Raw genomic sequence first — 19,886 nt, 5'->3', positions numbered from 1 at the left:
TGTCCATGTAATTAGAACTATTTGTCTTCATTTTTTTTATCTTCACAACATGAAGGTAATTGCAACTAATATTGGAAAACCTGTAACCTTTGAGTGGAACGGAGAAAAAGAACAGACCGGGATTTTTAAATATCCAACCACAGAAGCCTTGTATTTAAATAAAAATGATGTTAAAAAGGACACGGTAATAGATCGGGTACACCACGCCGGAATTAATAAGGCCTGCTACTTGTTCTCTGCAGACCATTACCCGTATTGGAGAAAAAAATACCCAAATCTTTCTTGGGATTGGGGCATGTTTGGAGAAAATATTACTGTAGAAAATCTGAATGAATCACAGATCCGCGTTGGTAATATATATAAAATTGGAAAAGCAATTGTTCAAGTATCCCAACCACGCGAACCTTGTTATAAATTAGGTGTTCGATTTGGGACGCAACGGATTCTTAAGGAATTCATAAACCATGAACACCCAGGCACCTATGTTAAAGTAATTAAGGAAGGTCTTGTTTCTAGCGGGGATAAAATGGTTTTGGTGGAAGAATCCAAAAACACCCTTACCGTACAACAGTTTTATCAACTCATATTTGCAAAGGAAAAATCACAAGAGTTATTAAAAGATTTTATGGATAATGATGCGGTTCCAACCTACAAAAAAGAGCGATTTTTAAAATATATTAAATGATAGGAACCTATCCTTGGCACCTATACGCCATGTCAGCCATATATATTTTTGCTGGTATAATGCATTTTGTTAAACCTAAAGTTTATTTAAGGATCATGCCTAGATACTTACCTAATCATAAGGCCATGGTATTATGGAGTGGTATAGCTGAAATTCTTTTAGGGCTAGGACTATGTTTTCCTTCTACTAAAAACGTAGCTATTGTAGGTATTGTAACCATGTTGTTTGTTTTTTTGACCGTACATTTTTATATGCTTTCCGGGGAAAAAGCAGCTGCAGGTATTCCCAAATGGATACTACTTATTAGAATACCGCTACAATTTTTATTGATGTATTGGGCGTACCATTATTATAGTTTATAAAAGCAAAAAGGGAGCTCTCCAGCTCCCTTTTTAATGAAATTAACTTAAACCAACTTAATTAACAACAAATTCTTCTACAAAAGTGTTAGCGTCATTAGAAACCACAACTGTGTAAGTTCCTGAAACCGCATCTTCAAAATTGAATGCTTTCTCTACCACGAATGTATCTTTTATAGTTTCTGTATATACTAATCTGTATTCTTCATCATATACCTTCAATGAAACGTTGGAATTATCAAGGTTTAAGAAGTTAACGAATACTTTTTCAGATGTTTTTCTGAAATAAGGCTTATCTGCCTCTTTAGTCGCTACCAACTTAACCACTTCTCCTGTGATTTCAATCGTGTAAGAATATGTTTTGAATTTATCTTCAGTAGATAAAAAGTAAACTCCATCTTCCAAATCAGACATATTTAGTTTCTTATTATAAGAACCTTTGGATAAATTTTCTGAGTATATGGTGTTTAACTGCTCATCTTTAAGTCTAATGCTCACATTTTCTGAAGATGCGTCCAATTTTAGTACTACGCTTCTATCTTTTCTCAAAGAGATAACGCTTACTTTTGGCTCATTTGCCATGCCTGCTACTGTAGCGAACATAAAGGCAACTACTGTTGTGAATTTTACAATGTTTTTCATAATAAATTACTTTAAAGGATTAATTAATAATTTACACTGCAAACATACGTTCGTTCCAAAGCATTCACTACATCACAATTTTCCAATTTATGTCTTATTTTACCCATGACTATTGTTAAAAATAGTTAATATGATAATTTTGCACACATTTGGGTTAATTTTGCAAACCGACAGCAATATTTGGTTGTCTAATTTTACTTATATAAATCTATTTATATGAATATTCAAAAACCTACTTTTGAAGCTATAGAGCCAGATTTTGGTCATTCTTTTACCTACCAAAAGTTTGATGAGAACAAACTCAACAAAAATAATGTGTGGCACTTTCACCCAGAATTGGAACTGGTGTATGTAAATGGTGGTTCTGGAAAGCGTCAAATAGGAAGTCATGTGTCCTATTATACCAATGGAGACCTCATTTTAATAGGTAGTAATCTGCCCCACTGTGGTTTTACCGATGCACTTACCGGAAATACAAGTGAAACCGTAGTACAGATGAAGATGGATTTTTTGGGAACCGACTTTTTTAAAATTCCTGAAATGAAAAAAATTGAGAGTCTCTTTAACTCTGCAACCGGAGGTATTGCCTTTTATGGAAAGACCAAAATAAAAATTGGTGAAAAAATGGAAGTTTTGGAATACCAGACCGATTTTCAAAGACTACTATCTATATTAAATATCTTAAATGAGCTAGGAAATTCCAATGAAATGCGATTATTGAATGCAAGCGGATTTTCTCTAGCCACAGATGTAAAGGATAATGACCGTATCAATGTTGTATTTAACCATGTTAAAAATAACTTTAAGGAAGAAATTACCCTTGAGGAAATCTCATCTATGGTAAGTATGACCATTCCTTCCTTTTGTAGGTATTTTAAAAAAATTACCAATAAGACATTTGTACAGTTTGCAAATGAATATCGCCTAGTCCATGCATCCAAACTTTTGGCAGAAAAACCAATGAGCATTACAGAGGTTTGTTTTGAGTGTGGGTTTAATAACTTTTCCCACTTTAACAAATCATTTAAGGCATTTACAGGTCAGAACCCCTCGGAATATAGAAATGAACTAAAAACTGTTATTAACTAGATTTTACCATTTTTGCTTTCGAATGTTGGACCAAAAAATTTTCGACCTAGCTTCGTATATTTGTATGGCTATGAAAAAAGATTTTACAGATAGAGAACTAGACCGTATAATAGAAATGGCTTGGGAGGATAGGACTCCGTTTGAGGCCATTACTTTTCAGTTTGGCATAAGCGAACAAGAAACTATTGAAATTATGCGCACTGAGATGAAGCCGAGTAGTTTTCGTATGTGGCGTAAACGTGTTCAAGGTAGATCAACAAAACACGCAAAATTACGAATGGGTAAAATAGACCGTTTTAAATGTTCACGTCAAAAACAAATCTCGGGAAATAAAATTGCCAAGCGATAATACATATACGTTTCTAGCCAAAAAGATTGTTCAGGACCACTGCTAAGCGAATGCCCCCTTTTTGAAGTTGTGATTCAACAGTTGACCACCAAGTATAGCTATAGGCATATCCCAATTTCTCTCCCTCTTCTACAGAATCATAAACTTTATTGGTAATTTCTTGCGTCTCCTCTACCCAATCATATAAAGTACCAGATTGTACTTGTTTTATTTCCGCTTTAGTGAATGCGGGAAGCTCATTGGCTAACTCAGTAAAACTCATACCATAATCATCTATCATATTGGAATCCCAAACCCTATGTAAATTACTGCCTCTACCAAACCACTGTACCTGAATATCATTGCCACCTTTATCCTCAAACCTACCTATATGCATTGGTTGGTGAAGATCGCCTATAAAATGCACCAATAGCTTTAAATAAAACACCTTATTCTCCTTGGTCGTATTATTATCTTTTATCATTGCCAAACACGTATTTATTCCTATTACCAAATCTCCATAGAGACTAGGCTCTACCTCTTTATATTCCTTATCTGAGGGCATGTTCACATAATGCCAAGCACTAAATTCCTTAAAGCGGGAATCGGCTTTGATCTCATCACCAAAATTGGCAACGGATGCCAGGCTTTCACCATCCAATAGTTTTGATATCGCTTTTCTGGCTTTTCTATTCAAAAAGTCTTGGGCAATATCTCCCACAACCCTATGACCGGTTTTAGACCAGACCATATCATTAGCGAATGCTACCTGAGCAATAAAAAAACTTAAAAGTAAAATCTTCTTCATAGTTGTAATTTTAGCCAAAAATAAAGCTTCATATTTTAAGGTATTGTTAAAACTACGGTATCCTTAACATTTAGTAAGAACTTGCGGAAATGAAAATGAACATTCCATTGATAAAAAAAATAAAATCACCCTTATTAAGATATGCTATCTTATTGGTTCTGTCTTCATTTGTGGGTATAGCCATATTTATTACCAGCATATATTTTGGTATATGGGGTAATATTCCCAATAAAAAAGAATTATCCAATTTTCAATATCAAGAAGCATCTGAAGTTTTTACTGCAGATAGTGTCCTAATTGGCAAATACTACTTAAATGATCGCCAACCAGTTACTTTTAAAGCATTCCCAACCCACTTAATAAATGCTTTGGTAGCAATTGAAGACCAGAGGTTTTATGAGCACGCTGGCATAGATATAACGAGTCTCTTTAGGGTTGGCGTAAAAACAGTATTACTGGGTAATGAATCATCTGGTGGTGGAAGTACCATAACGCAACAATTGGCAAAGAACTTATATCCTAGGCGTGACCGCGTCCCAACAAACATTGTTGTGAACAAAATAAAAGAAATGATAATTGCCAATAGGCTAGAGCAAATGTATAGTAAGGATGAAATTCTTACCCATTATTTAAACACTATTTCCTTTGGCGACAATGCCTTGGGAATAGAAAGTGCTTCACTCAAATTTTTCAATACAAGAACTAAAGATTTAACGCTACCACAGGCAGCAACACTAATAGGTATGCTCAAAGCTACCTATGGTTACAATCCTCGCATATTTCCAGATAAAAGTACCATAAGAAGAAATTTGGTTTTATCAGCAATGAAAGCTAATAACCTTTTGGAAGAAGCAGAATGGAAAAAAGCCACTAACACACGTTTAGAACTGGAATATAGGGACTATGATTATAATTCTGGACTGGCACCTTATTTTAGGGAAGAAGTAAGAAAACAATTGCAAAAATGGACCAAAAAACAAAATAACGACGGAACGGAACTAAATATTTATACATCAGGGCTTAAAATATATACGACCCTAAACTATAAAATGCAGCAAATGGCAGAAGCTGCCATGAAAGAACATATGTCAAAACTACAGGAATCATTTGAGAAAAGTTATGGAAAAAACGCCCCTTGGCTCATAAATAATGACCTAATAATGAAGAAAGTTAGACAAACAAATGCCTATATAAATTATAAAAATGATGGCCTTAAACACAATCAAATTATAGACAGCCTTAAAGCCCACAAAAGAAAAATGACTTTTTCTTCTTGGAAAGGGGATGAGGAAAAGATCGCCAGCACCATTGACAGTATTCAACATTACATGAAATTTTTAAATACAGGGTCATTGTCACTTGACCCCAATACAGGAGAGGTACTAACTTGGATAGGTGGTATAGATTTTAAACATTATAAATTTGACCATATCTCCCAAAGTAAAAGACAAGTAGGTTCTACTTTTAAACCTATTGTTTATACTGCTGCCTTAGAAAATGGTATTACGCCTTGTACCTATTTTTCTGCTCAGGAGGTCAAATATAATAACCTCGAGGGATGGTCACCTAGTAATGCAGGTGAAAAAGATGAAACTTACCTCAACTATTCTATGGAAAAAGGGCTAAGTAATTCTGTTAATACCATAGCTGTAAAAGTGTTGGAAAAAATAGGAATTGAAAATGTGTTGGCACAAGCCAAGAAAATGGGAATTAAAGAAAAACTTCCGAGCCTTCCTTCTTTAGCATTAGGTACTGGTGAAATAAAAATCACAGAATTGGCACAAGCCTATACTAGTTATCTTAATGAAGGTAAATCAACAGAACCCTATTTGATAAAAACCATAACTACCAAAAATGATTCTGTTTTAGCTCAATTTGAACCAAAAAAAAGCGAAAATCAAGCATTTTCAAAAGAAAATGGCGAAATAATGATAGAAATGATGAAAGCAACCGTTAATTCTGGAACGGCGTCACGAATTAGAAAAAACTACGGATTAACAAATGATATTGCAGGCAAAACAGGAACCACTCAAAATAATAAAGATGCATGGTTCGTTGCGCTGAGCCCTAAATTGTTACATCTTACATGGGTTGGCCTAGATCAGCACGAAATTGGTTTTAGCAATACCAGTCTTGGACAAGGGGCGAATGCAGCCCTACCTATGTATGCATTGCTCTTACAAAAAATGAACAAGGAAAAAAATTTCAAAAATATAACCACGGCAACTTTTCCAAAACCTAGTGAAACAGTGCTAGAAATGTTGAATTGTGACCCAATTAAAAGAGATGGTTTTTTTAAGCGTCTATTTAAAAATCCAAATAAAACAAAGCGTAAAAATTTTAATAATTAACGTGCTGTAAAACATTTGTCACTAGATTAAGATAAAACTTAAACTTTATTGATATATTTACGATATCATTTTAATATCATATACTATGTCCACTGAAAAAAACCACAGCCCCTTCAACGGTTACGTTATGTTACTTGTTATTTTTCTTCTAGCAATAGGGGGAGTCGCTTTACTAAGAATTTATATTGGTCCCTTTTTATTGTTGGCGGCCATTTTTTGCATACCTGGTTTTGTATTGGTAAATCCCAACAGTTCTAGAGTCCTTTTATTATTTGGAAAGTATATAGGTACTATAAAAGAAAATGGTTTCTTTTGGGTAAATCCGTTTTATAACAAACGAAAAATTTCACTCCGAGCAAGCAATTTTGATAGTGAACGACTTAAAGTAAACGACAAACTAGGGAATCCAATTATGATTAGCACCATACTTGTTTGGCGAGTAACGGACACTTATAAGGCTGCATTTGATGTTGACGATTACCAAAACTTTGTTCGTGTACAAACCGATGCCGCTGTTAGAAAATTGGCAAGCATGTATCCATATGATAATTTCGCTGATGAGGGTTTAGATGAGGATATTACGCTTAGGTCCAGCGTAAATGAGGTAAGCGAGGCTTTGGAGAAAGAAGTTCAAGAACGTTTGTCGATGGCAGGAATAGAAGTTTTAGAAGCAAGAATTGGCTATTTGGCATATGCACAAGAAATAGCCAACGCAATGCTCAAACGACAACAAGCAACCGCTATAGTTGCTGCCAGACATAAAATCGTAGAAGGTGCCGTAAGTATGGTAGAAATGGCATTGCATGAATTAAGTAAAAAGGAACTGGTAGACTTAGATAGTGAGCGAAAAGCTGCCATGGTCAGTAACTTAATGGTAGTGCTTTGTTCAGACAAAGATGTTTCGCCTATAGTAAATACCGGTACTTTAAACCATTAAGTTAAAACCAACAGCAACAACTATTTTAAATTAACTACCATAACAAAACTACTATTTTATAAGCTAGATGGGCAAGAAGAAGGCATTTGCATTACGGGTAAATGAAGATATGCTAAAAGCAATTGAAAAATGGGCCGCAGATGAATTCCGCAGTACCAACGGGCAAATAGAATGGATGCTGATGAAAAGCCTAAAAGAGGCCAAAAGGGAGCCTAAAAACAACAATAATGATTGATATTTTGGGATTTTTTTAACTTATTAAAATCTTAAATTTGAAATTCGACCAAATACATTCAATTATTATTAAATGACCAAAACTTTTATTACCCTTCTCATTTTATTATATGCTATTCCATTTTTTGGACAACAAGAAAGTAAATCCTTTACCGTTAAGCACACTTCAGCTGTTTTTCAAGTTGATGGTATTTTAGATGAACCCGCATGGGCATCGGCAGAAAGTGTTAATAATTATTGGGAATATTTTCCTATTGATTCTATACAGGCAAAACAACAATCTGAAATCAAAATTCTTTATGATGAGAAGAATATTTATATAGGCATCAAAGCGATCTCTGTAGGTAAAAACTATGCATTGCAATCGCTTAAAAGAGATTATAGGGGAAGTGGAAGTGATAGTTTCTCACTTGTCTTTGACACCTTTAATGATGGTACCAATGCTTTTATGTTCGGTATAAACCCCTATGGAGTAAGACGTGAGGCCCTAATTTCCAATGGCGGTGGAGACCGAAGTGACTACAACCTTTCTTGGGATGTAAAATGGCAAGGAAATGCCAAAATGTATGATGGTTATTATACTGCCGAAATGGCAATTCCCTTAACTTCCTTAAAATTTAAGGAAGGTGCCACCTCTTGGCGATTTAATAGCTACAGAATAGACACGCAAGCCAACGAACGTAGTTCTTGGACAAGAATTCCACAAAACCAGCTTATTTTCAACCTTGCCTTTATGGGAGAAATGGTTTTTGAAAAACCATTGGGCAGTTCTAGAACGCCATTGGCGGTTATACCATATATCAATGCTATATCGCAGAAGGATTTTGAAACCAATGAAAATTTAAATAATTTAAAATTTGGGGGTGATGTTAAAGTGGCCATTGGTAATAGCCTCAATCTAGACATTACCCTTAACCCTGATTTTTCACAGGTTGAAGTTGACGACCAAGTAACCAACCTTACCAGATTTGAAGTATCCCTTCCAGAAAAGAGACAGTTTTTTATAGACAACAATGACCTTTTTGCAAGTTTTGGTGATGATCGGGATGCCAACCCATTTTTTTCAAGACGAATAGGGATCGCCTCAGACACGGCAGGCAATACGATAGAGAACAAGATAATTGGCGGGGTACGGCTTAGTGGAAAACTAACCAAGGATTTAAGAATGGGTGCTTTAAACATCCAAACGGCAGCCGATGAAGAAAACGAGATAGCTTCTAACAATAATACCATGTTGGCTTTTCAACAAAGGGTATTCTCCAGATCTAATGTTGGGGTCTTCTTCATTAACAAACAAGCGCTAAAAAAATATGATTTTTTAGAAAGGGAAGAAGAGTATAATAGGGTCCTAGGTATAGATTACAATCTTGCCTCAAAAAACAATACATGGAACGGGAAATTCTTTACCCACAAATCTTTTAACCCAGATGATAGTGAAGGTAATTATTCCAGTGGTTTTGGTATGCGATACAATTCAAGAAACTACAATTTTTTCTCCAAAGGGGTGTATATTGATGAAGATTTTTCATCCGATTTGGGCTTCATAAGAAGAACTGATATTATTAAAGGCCTTATTGGTATGGAAAGAGTGTTATGGCCAAAAAAAGGCATTATACAGAACCATACCTTTAGTGTTTTCCCTGTTCTGATATGGAGCCCAAGCAATGATTATAAAAATACCGATTATAGTATTAGATCACGATGGGAAGTTGGATTTAAAAACCAATCTATGGCCACTATTGGCATGAACAATAGATATACATTTCTCTTAGATAGTTTTGACCCGACAGGTTCGGATGACGCCTTAGAATTACCTAGTGATATAGGTTACCATTATAACAATGTAGAAATACAATATCAATCCGATTTACGAAAAATTTTCTCCTATCGGACAGAGTCTACCATTGGGAGGTTTTTTAATGGAAAAAGATTTTCCTTACAATCAGCTTTCATCATGCGTTTTCAACCCAAGGTATTTTTGTCCATGCTAGTGAATTATGACCAAATAAATTTACCATCCCCATACCCTAGTGCAGACATTTGGTTGATAAGCCCTAAAATAGATGTCACTTTTAGTAAATCTATATTTTGGTCAACATTGATACAGTACAGTAATCAAAGGGATAATCTTGGTATAAATTCAAGATTACAATGGCGTTTTGCTCCCTTATCAGATCTATTCATTGTTTATAATGACAATTATTTTGTAAATAGCTTTGAACCAAAAACTAGATCCATCAATCTGAAATTAACATACTGGTTAAATATTTAGCATGCATTTTAAAATACTATGTTCAGATTTGGATGGTACACTTTTATCCACTAAAAGTGATGTTTCTAACTTTGCGATTTCAGCAATTTCCCACTTAAAATCCACTACCAAAATTATTTTGGTTTCTGCTAGAATGCCTAGTGGAATGCACTATATACAAAGGAGTTTGGGTATTTTGGAACAACCTATAATTTGCTATAATGGCGCGCTCATAATGCAAGGTGATGAAGAATTGCTTTCCGTTACCATCCCATCAGAGATTGTGGAGCAAATTTATGGGCTAGCTGCTCCTTTGGATACCAACTTAGGACTATATGGAAATAATGAATGGTATGTACCTAATATGTCTGAAAGGGTTGAAAAGGAAAGAAAGTATACCAAGACAGAGCCTATTTTTAAATCAACCCTAGATACAATTTCAGATTGGAAAAAAAGAAACATGGGTGCCCATAAGATTATGTTAATGGGAACCAAGGATAGTGCCGATGTTTTAATGTCTATCCTTCAAAAAGACTTTGGTCAACGCTTAAATATATATCGTTCAAATGATACACTTATTGAAATCGCGCCAAAATCTGTATCTAAATTAAGTGCCATACAACAGTTACTAACAAATAACGAGTCTTTAAAAGATATCATTGCCTTTGGGGATAATTATAACGATATAGAGATGTTGGAAAAAGTAGGTCACGGCGTTGCAGTAGAAAATGCCAGGGAAGAAGTTAAATTAATTGCCAATGCCATTACCAAAAAAAACACAGAGGATGGTGTAGCCCATTATATCCAAAAACACCTTACTACTTTTTAAAAAATTATGATAGTTTCCCAAACAGAACCCTTGATAACAAATGATACGGTTGTATTTGGTCTATTGGCATTGGCCTTGGGGCTAATCTTTTACACCTCAAGTAGAAACACTGGGTTTTGGAAAAAATTCTATTCTATTGTACCTGCAGTACTAATGTGTTACCTAATACCCGCAATTCTGGCAAGTAGCAGGCTTATAGCAGATGAGACTTCTAACCTATATTTTATGGCTAGCAGATATTTGCTGCCTGCGGCATTGGTTTTAATGACCCTAAGCATTGATTTGAAGGCCATCGGTAATTTAGGTTCAAAAGCTATTATAATGTTTCTTACCGGTAGCTTAGGAATAATAATAGGTGGACCTATAGCCATACTATTAGTTTCTATTTTTTCTCCTGAAACCGTAGGTGGGAATGATTTTGATGCTATTTGGCGGGGACTTTCTACAATTGCAGGTAGTTGGATCGGTGGCGGGGCAAACCAAGCGGCTATGTTAGAAATTTTTCAATATAACCCAGAAAAGTATGGGGGAATGGTACTTATAGATATTGTAGTTGCCAATGTATGGATGGCAATAATTCTACTTGGTGTTGGCAAAACTAAAAAAATTGATGATTGGCTTAAGGCCGATACCTCCGCTATTGAAACTTTAAAGGTAAAAGTGACGGAGTTTACCAAAAAAATTACACGTGTACCAACGTTACAAGACTATATGATCATGCTTTGTTTGGCTTTTACGGCAGTTGGTCTGGCACATTTTTTTGGAGATCTCATTAGCAACTATTTGGTTACCAGTTTTAATGTAATAAGCGATAAAAAAAGCTTCCTTTCTTTTTTAGGGTCTGGTTTTTTCTGGATGGTGGTTATTGCCACTATGGCAGGAATTTGTTTATCCTTTACCAAGGCCAAAAATTATGAAGGTGCAGGTGCGAGTAAAATTGGTGGAATGTTTATTTATATTCTGGTGGCGACTATAGGCATGAAAATGGACCTTGGCAAAGTTTTGGAGAATCCAGGTTTAATTGCCATTGGATTTATTTGGATAGCCATCCATGCAGGATTGTTAATTCTGGTGGCAAAACTTATTAAAGCACCATACTTCTTTTTGGCGGTTGGTAGCCAAGCCAATGTTGGTGGTGCCGCATCTGCCCCAGTGGTAGCAGCGGAATTTCACCCCTCATTAACATCGGTAGGCGTGCTGTTGGCCGTATTAGGATATGTTGTTGGTACAGGTGGTGCCTTACTTTGTGCATATTTAATGGAGGTAGCCTCTAGTCTTTAATTTAGTTTTAAAACTAATTTTGCCAGTGGCCGTCTAATTTTATTAAAAATTACAGATATTTGCCACCTAAATTTTAAGAATGAAAAAGTTAGTTTGTGTCATTGGTGTTTTACTATTAATAACCTCTTGTGGTAATGAGAGTAAGAATTCATTAACCGTAAACGGAAATATAAAAGGGCTTAAAAAGGGTACACTTTATTTACAACACATACCGGATACCGTACTAATTACAGTAGACTCTTTGGAAATAAAGGGTGATGGAAACTTTTCATTTTCAACCGAATTAGAGAGTCCGGAGATATTTTATTTATATCTAGACAAAAAGGACAATAATGATATTAATGACCGAATCACATTTTTTGCAGAACAAGGCGTAATAACGGTCAATACAGATTGGAATACCTTTGATACTACAGCAAAAATTTCAGGTTCTAAAAGCAATGATCGATTGGACGACTACAGGGAGACCATGAGTAAAATCAACAAAAGAAATATGGAAATATTGTTAAAGGCTTCTCAGCAAGATAATCCCTTGAACCAAACCAGCATAGATTCATTGGAACGTATAAGTAATAGTAATACAAAAAGGGGCTATGCCTATGCGATAAATTTTGCATTAAACAATAAGGACTCTTATGTGGCACCATATATAGCATTAAAAGAAGTACCCGATGCCAACATAAAATATTTAGACTCTATCTATAATGTCCTTACACCCGATGTGGCCAATTCAAAATACGGTAAAGAATTAAAATCCCTTTTAGAATCTAAGAAATAAAAAAAGCATCCGGATCGGATGCTTTTTTTTTCAATTTGAAGTTTCTTAACCTAGTTTATTCAACTGCTCAACCAATGCATTGGCCTTAGTTTCAAGCGCTGCTTTTACTTCTTTGTAATGTGCTTTTTTATTCTCAACACCATGTTGGTTTACTTTGGCTATTAACTCATCAAAAGTAGCAATGGCATTATCTATAATAGCCGTTCCCTCTTTTGAATGTTGTCCGCCGCTCGTTTCCTCAACAACATAAACTCCTTCTATAATATCACCTAGGACATTATTTATATCTTTCTTTAAATTTTTAATGCTTGCCATTTCCTATAATTTTTGACAAAAGTACGATTTTAAGTACTTAAAAGTAAAACCTGTCATTAAATAGTAACTTCTAACAATTTTGCGCCATTGGTTTTAATCTCTATTTTCTTTGAAATTGCAGGAACCAAGACAGTTTCACCCTTTCTAAGCGCCACTTCGCCGCTCTCGGTTAAAATATTGGCATCACCTCCAACACACATATATATGGTAAAAGAATCCCTAGAATACGTATCTTGAACTAGGTCCTTCTCTAAATGAAGAAAATTGGTCTTAAAGTAAGGGCAATCCACCATGGCGTTTACCGTATCCTTACTATTTTTGTAATCAACCTTAAAATCGTCCTTTTTTTGGTAGTCTATAGCATCAAGTGCCAGCTCTGTGTGTAATTCCCTTAAATTTCCTTCCTTGTCCTTTCTATTAAAGTCAAAAACCCTATAAGTAACATCGGAGGTTTGTTGAATTTCTGCTAGCATAACACCAGCACCAATTGCATGGATCTTACCGGTATTTATGAAAAAAGTATCGCCTTCCTCAACGCTTTCATAATTGAGCAAATCAGTTAAAGTTCCTTGCTCCAAGCTTTCTGAATATTCCCTCTTATCCACATCTTTATTGAAACCCACGATCAATTCAGCACCTGGGTCAGCGTCCATGATGTACCACATTTCTGTTTTACCAAAAGAATTATGCCGCTCTTTGGCCAATTCATCATTAGGATGCAATTGTATAGATAGGTCTTGTTTTGCATCAATGAATTTAATTAATATTGGAAATTCCTTTCCAAATCTTTCTACAACACTTTTGCCAAGTAGCGCCTCTGGTTCTGCTTCAATAAGATCTTGAAGTGATATATTCGCCAATTCGCCATTTACTACAACAGAAACGTCTCCTGGCACTGTTGAAAGCTCCCAACTCTCGCCAGTTATATTACTAGTAATTGGTTTCCCAAAAACGTCTCTAAGTTTAGTCCCTCCCCAAAGTCTTTCTTTTAAGATTGGTTTAAATTTTATAGGATATAAGGTCATAATTATTTTTTAGTAGGATGTATCTTACAAATTATTTAACGGTTAAAATTTTAATTTCATATAATTTTACCGTCACATTTATTGTCCACTACCTGAAAAAGTAACAAAATTTCTAGGTGTTTCGTAAAGTACTACTTCTAGCTGCTTTGTCGCATCTATATGTGGGCGAAGTTTATGCCAAATTACAACAGCTATATTTTCAGCTGTTGGGTTTAATGTGCTGAATTCTGGAACTTCAAGATTTAGGTTTTTATGGTCAAATGCATCCTCAATTTCAACTTTAATTAAATCCTTTAATACTTTCATATCCATAACAAATCCTGTAACAGGGTCAATTTCGCCTGTTACACTTACAACAAGTTCATAATTATGCCCGTGAAAATGAGGGTTATTACATTTCCCAAAAACATCCTGATTCTGCTCGTCAGTCCAATCTTCCCTAAAAAGTCTATGGGCTGCATTAAAATGAGCTTTTCTACTTACTTTGACTTTCATAGCTTATATTAAATTGTCCATTAAATGCCCGTAGAATTTATCAAATATAATTTTGAACCACGCTGTATAATTATTAGGCACTTTGGCTATATCAAGTTTAATTTCCTCGGCAGTCATCCATTTCCAATTACCAACTTCATCTGGATTTATGTTAGGCTCTTCATTATAATGCCCTAACATAACATGATCTAACTCATGTTCAGTTAATCCATTATCAAAAGGAGCTTTATAAATAAAAGAAAATAGTTCCTTTAACTCGGTACTAAAACCCATTTCCTCCTGTAAACGTCTCTTACCCGCTTCAACATTGGTCTCTCCTACCCTTTGGTGACTACAACAGGTGTTGGTCCATAATAATGGAGAGTGGTATTTATGGGCCGCTCTTTGCTGAAGCATAATTTCGTTATTGTCATTTAAGACGAATACCGAAAATGCCCTGTGTAGTACCGCTTTTTCATGAGCTTCCATTTTAGGCATAGTCCCTACTTGCTCATCATTTTTATTAACAAGAATTACTTCTTCTTCCTTCATGTTGTAAAAATAAGGCCTTTACCCTATTCCATATAACGGCTTTCACAAAATATTAGTTAAGAAAAAAGAAAGTCTAGAAAAATCTTGGGGATTTTAGGTTTTCTTTGGTGTGGATAAAGTCATACCTGAATATCACTTCAAATGAACCATCGTTAAATGCCGCATTACCCAATTCGGTAGTTTCTCGGTCATAGGCTATCCCAATTAAGAATTTTTTTGAAATATTAAACCCGGCCATACCACTAAAAGCAGCATCCCATCTATATGCAGCTCCAACAATAAACTTTTCGTTGAACATAAAATTAGCAGATAAATCTACCTGCAGAGGAGCCCCTTGTACGACTTTGGAAAGTAAAGTAGGTTTGAATTTTAAAAACGGATTTAAATCCCAAACATACCCTGTTATAAAATAAAAATTCATTTGTTCCTTCGCCGTTGATAGCGAAGATTCTTGAAAATGTGAAGTTTCTAAAAATCTAGGAACCGACAAACCAGCATAAAAATGATTGGTATGATAGTATATTCCTGCTCCTATATTAGGCGATAACTTGTTATCTATATCTTGCTGTAATGTCTGATCTGGCCCATACTGATTTAGTTCTGAAAATCGAACATCTAAAAGATTTGCACTGGCCTTTAGACCAAAGCTGAGCCTACCTTCTGTAGATGTCCAAACTGTATATGAAAAATCTACATCAAAATTAGTCTCAGAAGTTGGTCCTATCTTGTCGTTTACAATTGAAAATCCCAAACCAAGGCCCCTATATCCAATTGGCGAATGAATATTCAGCGTTTGTGTGACAGGCGCCCCGTCTAAACCAACCCATTGAGACCTATGTAAAGCGGCAATGCTTATTTGCCCCCGGGAACCGGCATAACCAGGGTTAACACTAACAGTATTATACATATACTGCGTATACTGGGCATCTTGTTGTGCGTGCACCGAAATACCTATCAATAGTATAAACAGTAGAGAACCAAACCATTGGAGTCCTAATTTATAAATATCTAATTTAATTTTAAACATCCTTTATCTATTAATATATAAGTATCCAGATAATGTCTTCATATCTCCGTTTGGCTCTTCATAGTCCAGAATATAGAAATACGTACCAACCGGTAATTTATTGTCCTGATTTACTGTTACCCTACCTTGTGATGTACCATCAAACACATTACCTTGGGTATCATAAGCTTTGGTAGTAAAAACTGATACTCCCCACCTATTATAAATTCTAATGGTATTATTTGGATAGTTTTCCAACCCAGATATTCTTAATACATCATGTACTCCATCGCCATTTGGGGTCAATACATTAAAGACTTCTATAACTTCCTCCCGTTCTCCTAAATCAGAATCTAAATAGTTTGGAATACCATCGCCGTCAGCGTCATCATTTGCATAATTCCCATCAAGATTTAAATCTTCATCAATAGTTTCAATACCATCATCATCATCATCGGTATCCCTGTAATCGGATTCCTCATCAGTATCGGTATTTGGCAATTGACCATAAGGATCCTCTAATTCATCGTTAGCATCTATATCAACCGTAAACGCGCCTTCATACCCATCATCCAATCCATCATCATCTTTATCAGAGCCAATGAATACTACATCTGGTATACCGTCATGGTCGTGATCATGAGCTTCAATGGTATCTGGAACATTATCATTATCACTGTCGTCATCTAAATAATCTGGTAAATTATCCCCATCCGTATCTACTGGGAATATACCTTGTAGCCCATTATTCTCATAAGCATCATCCAAACCATTAGCATTGGCATCCAAGCCACTTGGAGCTATATAATCAGCCGTAGTCTGTGCCTCCACATTATCTGGAATTCCGTCATCGTCACTATCAATATCCAAATAATCTGCAAAACCATCACCATCGCTATCTGTTGGATTAGTTACTGGATCATTGTCTCCATCTAAATTCAAATCTTCAAAACTATCTAGAATACCATCATCATCACTATCTAAATCAGCTCCAGACGGACTAATTATTATAGTTACAAGTGATGTACTACAATTTCCTAAATCATCACAAACGGTGTATTCAAAGGTGTCATTTCCTATATATCCGTTATTTGGGAAATAGGTAACAATATCGTCTGATGGATCATTAGGTGTACCATTGTCATCTACAGTAGCCGAACCATTGGTTGGCTGCGTAATACTAAATGTACCTACAGCAGGCAGATCATTATCGTTTACATGCCAATTATCTATGGCTCTTATCTCATTTTCATCAATAGCTACAGAATCATCATTTGTATCAATAATTGGTAACACATCTATGGTTACCGTGGCCGTGCTACAATCACCAAAACTGTTACAAACCGTGTAGTCAAAACTATCGGGTCCATTATAATCTGGATTGGGTATATAGGTAACTATATCATCAGTTGGGTCGTTTGGTGTGCCATTTTCATCAATAGTAACCACACCATTTGAAGGTGCGGTGACAGTCAACGCACCTGGTGACGGTAAATCACTATCATTGGTATAGATATCGACAATTACCGATGTATCTTCATCCAAAGTAACAAAATCATCAACCAAATTAGCTGCTTGTGGTAAACAAACAACCGTAAAATTTGGTAGGCTAAAATTATTACCCGCCTTTGTAACCGTTGCCGTATATTTCACTACGGCATCGGTCGCTGTTACAACCGGTCGGGTTTGATCACCTGTAACCACTGGGCTCCAACTAACCGTAGCTCCGTTAGATATATTATTGCTAATATCCATAGTTACTTGGTTATCGGGATTGTTACAATCCGTTACAATAAAATAGCCTGTTGCATTAGATCCACATAAAGTACCATCGTAAGTCGCAAAATAAATACCTGGTTGGGTTACCTCATAAAAGAAATCCGTTCCCAATACCGTATTCGTATCCGATGCCTCATACCAACGATAATTATTTTCGTCTGTACTATTTGGCGCCTGTAATAAAAACTGGGCATTGGATACTACCATTCCCAGTATGGTGAAAACAATACTGAGAATTGTAGTTTTATGTAGATTGATTTTTTTCAAATCGATTGGAATCAGGATTTTTTATTCAAATTATTTTACAACGAATACAACATTGATCAATGTATTGTAGTCTACCGGCAGTGCATCTACAGTGTATGTTAAAACTCCTGCAGTAGATATAGACATAGTACCTGTATTAAAGACTGTTGGGTCTGCATAGGTTACGTGATAATCCAGTTCATTTGAATTATAGGTAGGTATAGTACCTCCACTACTAACAACTGGAGAACCAAATTGCGCTATATATTGTGCATATAAATCTATTGTAAACGTACCTGTTGCAGAGGCATCTATTTCTATAGAAGGTGGATAGAAAACCCTCGCCGCCTTTGATGTTATTGGAGCAATTGCCTGAATAATATCTTCTACCGTATCATCTGTAACTCCATCACCATCTACATCTACTGGAGCATCTGAATTTACTTCTGAAGCAGTTTGGTCATCGGTACTTACGTAACCGCTCAGGTCCACTGTCGTATCAGCTGCCGTTCCATTGCCCAAAGTAAGGATGTTCGTCGTGTTGTTCAATGCGATGGTCTGGGCATCCGTGTTGTCCAAGTAAGAACTCAAATCCACTGTTACCGATGCTCCGTTCTCGATCGCTATCGTCAGGATATTGCTACCGTCGATACTCGCACTGGTCAGGTCCTGAACATCCGTATTGTCCAAGTAGGCACTTAAGTCCACCGTTACAGGGTCCCCGTTCTCGATCGCTATCGTCAGGATATTGCTGCCGTCGATCGTGGCACTGGTCAGGTTCTGGTCATCGGTACTTACGTAACCGCTCAGGTCCACTGTCGTATCCGCTGCCGTTCCGTTACCCAAAGTAAGGATGTTCGTCGTGTTGTTCAATGCGATGGTCTGGGCATCCGTGTTGTCCAAGTAAGAACTCAAATCCACTGTTACCGATGCTCCGTTCTCGATCGCTATCGTCAGGATATTGCTACCGTCGATACTCGCACTGGTCAGGTCCTGAACATCCGTATTGTCCAAGTAGGCACTTAAGTCTACCGTTACAGGGTCCCCGTTCTCGATCGCTATCGTTAAAATATTGCTGCCGTCGATCGTGGCACTGGTCAGGTTCTGGTCGTCCGTACTTACGTAACCGCTCAGGTCCACTGTCGTATCCGCTGCCGTTCCGTTACCTAAGGTAAGGATGTTCGTCGTGTTGTTCAATGCGATGGTCTGGGCATCCGTGTTGTCCAAGTAAGAACTCAAATCCACTGTTACCGATGCTCCGTTCTCGATCGCTATCGTCAGGATATTGCTACCGTCGATACTCGCACTGGTCAGGTCCTGAACATCCGTATTGTCCAAGTAGGCACTTAAGTCCACCGTTACAGGGTCCCCGTTCTCGATCGCTATCGTCAGGATATTGCTGCCGTCGATCGTGGCACTGGTCAGGTTCTGGTCATCGGTACTTACGTAACCGCTCAGGTCCACTGTCGTATCCGCTGCCGTTCCGTTACCTAAGGTAAGGATGTTCGTCGTGTTGTTCAATGCGATGGTCTGGGCATCCGTGTTGTCCAAGTAAGAACTCAAATCCACTGTGACCGATGCTCCGTTCTCGATCGCTATCGTCAGGATATTGCTACCGTCGATACTCGCACTGGTCAGGTCCTGAACATCCGTATTGTCCAAGTAGGCACTTAAGTCCACCGTTACAGGGTCCCCGTTCTCGATCGCTATCGTTAAAATATTGCTGCCGTCGATCGTGGCACTGGTCAGGTTCTGGTCATCGGTACTTACGTAACCGCTCAGGTCCACTGTCGTATCAGCTGCCGTTCCGTTACCTAAGGTAAGGATGTTCGTCGTGTTGTTCAATGCGATGGTCTGGGCATCCGTGTTGTCCAAGTAAGAACTCAAATCCACTGTGACCGATGCTCCGTTCTCGAT

Annotated in this window: 20 protein-coding genes; 11 read left to right on the top strand and 9 right to left on the bottom strand. The window is 36.7% G+C overall.

Annotated features, from left to right (window positions below; translation table 11 throughout):
• The first annotated feature begins 49 nt into the window (after positions 1 to 49).
• Together ACOCEA_RS12385 and ACOCEA_RS12380 are read left to right on the top strand one after the other, a co-directional pair.
• A complete protein-coding gene (locus tag ACOCEA_RS12385; protein WP_420756565.1) occupies positions 50 to 685 on the top strand; it encodes an MOSC domain-containing protein in 636 nt (211 codons plus the stop codon).
• Complete coding sequence (locus tag ACOCEA_RS12380) at positions 682 to 1,047, top strand: DoxX family protein (protein WP_420756564.1); 366 nt, start codon at positions 682 to 684, stop codon at positions 1,045 to 1,047. Before ACOCEA_RS12385 ends, ACOCEA_RS12380 begins: the two co-directional genes overlap by 4 nt.
• Before the next feature lie 54 nt (positions 1,048 to 1,101).
• On the opposite strand, the gene ACOCEA_RS12375 is transcribed toward ACOCEA_RS12380, so the two are convergent.
• Positions 1,102 to 1,686 (bottom strand): hypothetical protein, encoded by a 585-nt coding sequence (locus ACOCEA_RS12375; RefSeq protein ID WP_420756563.1) that lies wholly within the window; start codon positions 1,684 to 1,686, stop codon positions 1,102 to 1,104.
• 216 nt (positions 1,687 to 1,902) lie between these two features.
• Here ACOCEA_RS12375 and ACOCEA_RS12370 point away from each other — a divergent pair, with 216 nt between their 5' ends.
• Both ACOCEA_RS12370 and ACOCEA_RS12365 read left to right on the top strand, forming a co-directional pair.
• Positions 1,903 to 2,775, top strand: a complete 873-nt coding sequence (locus ACOCEA_RS12370; RefSeq protein WP_420756562.1) for an AraC family transcriptional regulator — start codon at positions 1,903 to 1,905, stop codon at positions 2,773 to 2,775.
• 70 nt (positions 2,776 to 2,845) lie between these two features.
• The gene (locus ACOCEA_RS12365) at positions 2,846 to 3,124 is read left to right on the top strand and encodes a TIGR03643 family protein (RefSeq protein WP_420756561.1); all 279 of its coding nucleotides are present in this window, start codon (positions 2,846 to 2,848) and stop codon (positions 3,122 to 3,124) included.
• Between the two features lie 13 nt (positions 3,125 to 3,137).
• Here the strand turns inward: ACOCEA_RS12365 and ACOCEA_RS12360 are convergent, their stop codons facing one another.
• A complete protein-coding gene (locus ACOCEA_RS12360) occupies positions 3,138 to 3,911 on the bottom strand; it encodes a S1/P1 nuclease (RefSeq protein ID WP_420756560.1) in 774 nt (257 codons plus the stop codon).
• An 89-nt stretch (positions 3,912 to 4,000) separates the two neighbouring features.
• On the opposite strand from ACOCEA_RS12360, the gene ACOCEA_RS12355 reads away from it, so the two are divergent.
• The 7 genes from ACOCEA_RS12355 (at position 4,001) to ACOCEA_RS12325 (ending at position 12,572) form a co-directional block, all read left to right on the top strand.
• The gene (locus ACOCEA_RS12355; protein ID WP_420756559.1) at positions 4,001 to 6,262 is read left to right on the top strand and encodes a transglycosylase domain-containing protein; all 2,262 of its coding nucleotides are present in this window, start codon (positions 4,001 to 4,003) and stop codon (positions 6,260 to 6,262) included.
• 85 nt (positions 6,263 to 6,347) lie between these two features.
• The gene (locus ACOCEA_RS12350; RefSeq protein WP_420756558.1) at positions 6,348 to 7,199 is read left to right on the top strand and encodes an SPFH domain-containing protein; all 852 of its coding nucleotides are present in this window, start codon (positions 6,348 to 6,350) and stop codon (positions 7,197 to 7,199) included.
• Between the two features lie 67 nt (positions 7,200 to 7,266).
• Entirely contained in the window at positions 7,267 to 7,434 is a 168-nt protein-coding gene (locus ACOCEA_RS12345; protein ID WP_420756557.1) for a type II toxin-antitoxin system antitoxin, read from the top strand.
• Positions 7,435 to 7,506: 72 nt separating this feature from the next.
• Positions 7,507 to 9,705 carry a DUF5916 domain-containing protein gene (locus ACOCEA_RS12340; RefSeq protein ID WP_420756556.1) on the top strand — a complete coding sequence of 733 codons (2,199 nt, stop codon included), beginning with the start codon at positions 7,507 to 7,509 and terminating at the stop codon, positions 9,703 to 9,705.
• Between the two features lies 1 nt (position 9,706).
• Entirely contained in the window at positions 9,707 to 10,513 is an 807-nt protein-coding gene (locus ACOCEA_RS12335) for an HAD family hydrolase (protein ID WP_420756555.1), read from the top strand.
• Between the two features lie 6 nt (positions 10,514 to 10,519).
• The gene (locus tag ACOCEA_RS12330; RefSeq protein ID WP_420756554.1) at positions 10,520 to 11,794 is read left to right on the top strand and encodes a DUF819 family protein; all 1,275 of its coding nucleotides are present in this window, start codon (positions 10,520 to 10,522) and stop codon (positions 11,792 to 11,794) included.
• A gap of 79 nt (positions 11,795 to 11,873) precedes the next feature.
• Complete coding sequence (locus tag ACOCEA_RS12325; RefSeq protein WP_420756553.1) at positions 11,874 to 12,572, top strand: DUF4369 domain-containing protein; 699 nt, start codon at positions 11,874 to 11,876, stop codon at positions 12,570 to 12,572.
• A 45-nt stretch (positions 12,573 to 12,617) separates the two neighbouring features.
• On the opposite strand, the gene ACOCEA_RS12320 is transcribed toward ACOCEA_RS12325, so the two are convergent.
• The 7 genes from ACOCEA_RS12320 to ACOCEA_RS12290 all read right to left on the bottom strand — a co-directional run.
• The gene (locus ACOCEA_RS12320) at positions 12,618 to 12,887 is read right to left on the bottom strand and encodes a hypothetical protein (protein WP_420756552.1); all 270 of its coding nucleotides are present in this window, start codon (positions 12,885 to 12,887) and stop codon (positions 12,618 to 12,620) included.
• 56 nt (positions 12,888 to 12,943) lie between these two features.
• A complete protein-coding gene (locus ACOCEA_RS12315) occupies positions 12,944 to 13,912 on the bottom strand; it encodes a type I phosphomannose isomerase catalytic subunit (protein ID WP_420756551.1) in 969 nt (322 codons plus the stop codon).
• Between the two features lie 78 nt (positions 13,913 to 13,990).
• Positions 13,991 to 14,407 carry a 6-pyruvoyl trahydropterin synthase family protein gene (locus tag ACOCEA_RS12310; protein WP_420756550.1) on the bottom strand — a complete coding sequence of 139 codons (417 nt, stop codon included), beginning with the start codon at positions 14,405 to 14,407 and terminating at the stop codon, positions 13,991 to 13,993.
• Between the two features lie 3 nt (positions 14,408 to 14,410).
• Complete coding sequence (idi, locus tag ACOCEA_RS12305; protein ID WP_420756549.1) at positions 14,411 to 14,938, bottom strand: isopentenyl-diphosphate Delta-isomerase; 528 nt, start codon at positions 14,936 to 14,938, stop codon at positions 14,411 to 14,413.
• A 73-nt stretch (positions 14,939 to 15,011) separates the two neighbouring features.
• Complete coding sequence (locus ACOCEA_RS12300) at positions 15,012 to 15,965, bottom strand: PorP/SprF family type IX secretion system membrane protein (protein WP_420756548.1); 954 nt, start codon at positions 15,963 to 15,965, stop codon at positions 15,012 to 15,014.
• A 3-nt stretch (positions 15,966 to 15,968) separates the two neighbouring features.
• Positions 15,969 to 17,930: a T9SS type B sorting domain-containing protein gene (locus ACOCEA_RS12295; RefSeq protein ID WP_420756818.1), complete on the bottom strand. Its 1,962-nt coding sequence runs from the start codon at positions 17,928 to 17,930 to the stop codon at positions 15,969 to 15,971.
• 90 nt (positions 17,931 to 18,020) lie between these two features.
• Positions 18,021 to 19,886 (bottom strand): beta strand repeat-containing protein (locus tag ACOCEA_RS12290; RefSeq protein WP_420756547.1); only part of this gene is annotated, 1,866 nt, incomplete at its 5' end.

Origin of the sequence: Maribacter luteocoastalis, assembly GCF_048890225.1 — a bacterium.
GTDB classification, from domain to species: Bacteria; Bacteroidota; Bacteroidia; order Flavobacteriales; family Flavobacteriaceae; genus Maribacter; species Maribacter luteocoastalis.
This window is presented reverse-complemented; position numbering and strand designations above follow the sequence as displayed.

Coding starts and splice junctions, on each gene's coding strand:
- ACOCEA_RS12380 (WP_420756564.1), top strand. CDS start 682: ATGATAGGAACCTATCCTTGGCACCTATACGCCATGTCAGCCATATAT.
- idi (WP_420756549.1), bottom strand. CDS start 14,938: ATGAAGGAAGAAGAAGTAATTCTTGTTAATAAAAATGATGAGCAAGTA.
- ACOCEA_RS12370 (WP_420756562.1), top strand. CDS start 1,903: ATGAATATTCAAAAACCTACTTTTGAAGCTATAGAGCCAGATTTTGGT.
- ACOCEA_RS12360 (WP_420756560.1), bottom strand. CDS start 3,911: ATGAAGAAGATTTTACTTTTAAGTTTTTTTATTGCTCAGGTAGCATTC.
- ACOCEA_RS12340 (WP_420756556.1), top strand. CDS start 7,507: ATGACCAAAACTTTTATTACCCTTCTCATTTTATTATATGCTATTCCA.
- ACOCEA_RS12385 (WP_420756565.1), top strand. CDS start 50: ATGAAGGTAATTGCAACTAATATTGGAAAACCTGTAACCTTTGAGTGG.
- ACOCEA_RS12330 (WP_420756554.1), top strand. CDS start 10,520: ATGATAGTTTCCCAAACAGAACCCTTGATAACAAATGATACGGTTGTA.
- ACOCEA_RS12310 (WP_420756550.1), bottom strand. CDS start 14,407: ATGAAAGTCAAAGTAAGTAGAAAAGCTCATTTTAATGCAGCCCATAGA.
- ACOCEA_RS12295 (WP_420756818.1), bottom strand. CDS start 17,930: ATGGTAGTATCCAATGCCCAGTTTTTATTACAGGCGCCAAATAGTACA.
- ACOCEA_RS12315 (WP_420756551.1), bottom strand. CDS start 13,912: ATGACCTTATATCCTATAAAATTTAAACCAATCTTAAAAGAAAGACTT.
- ACOCEA_RS12325 (WP_420756553.1), top strand. CDS start 11,874: ATGAAAAAGTTAGTTTGTGTCATTGGTGTTTTACTATTAATAACCTCT.
- ACOCEA_RS12375 (WP_420756563.1), bottom strand. CDS start 1,686: ATGAAAAACATTGTAAAATTCACAACAGTAGTTGCCTTTATGTTCGCT.
- ACOCEA_RS12350 (WP_420756558.1), top strand. CDS start 6,348: ATGTCCACTGAAAAAAACCACAGCCCCTTCAACGGTTACGTTATGTTA.
- ACOCEA_RS12320 (WP_420756552.1), bottom strand. CDS start 12,887: ATGGCAAGCATTAAAAATTTAAAGAAAGATATAAATAATGTCCTAGGT.
- ACOCEA_RS12300 (WP_420756548.1), bottom strand. CDS start 15,965: ATGTTTAAAATTAAATTAGATATTTATAAATTAGGACTCCAATGGTTT.
- ACOCEA_RS12355 (WP_420756559.1), top strand. CDS start 4,001: ATGAAAATGAACATTCCATTGATAAAAAAAATAAAATCACCCTTATTA.
- ACOCEA_RS12345 (WP_420756557.1), top strand. CDS start 7,267: ATGGGCAAGAAGAAGGCATTTGCATTACGGGTAAATGAAGATATGCTA.
- ACOCEA_RS12365 (WP_420756561.1), top strand. CDS start 2,846: ATGAAAAAAGATTTTACAGATAGAGAACTAGACCGTATAATAGAAATG.
- ACOCEA_RS12335 (WP_420756555.1), top strand. CDS start 9,707: ATGCATTTTAAAATACTATGTTCAGATTTGGATGGTACACTTTTATCC.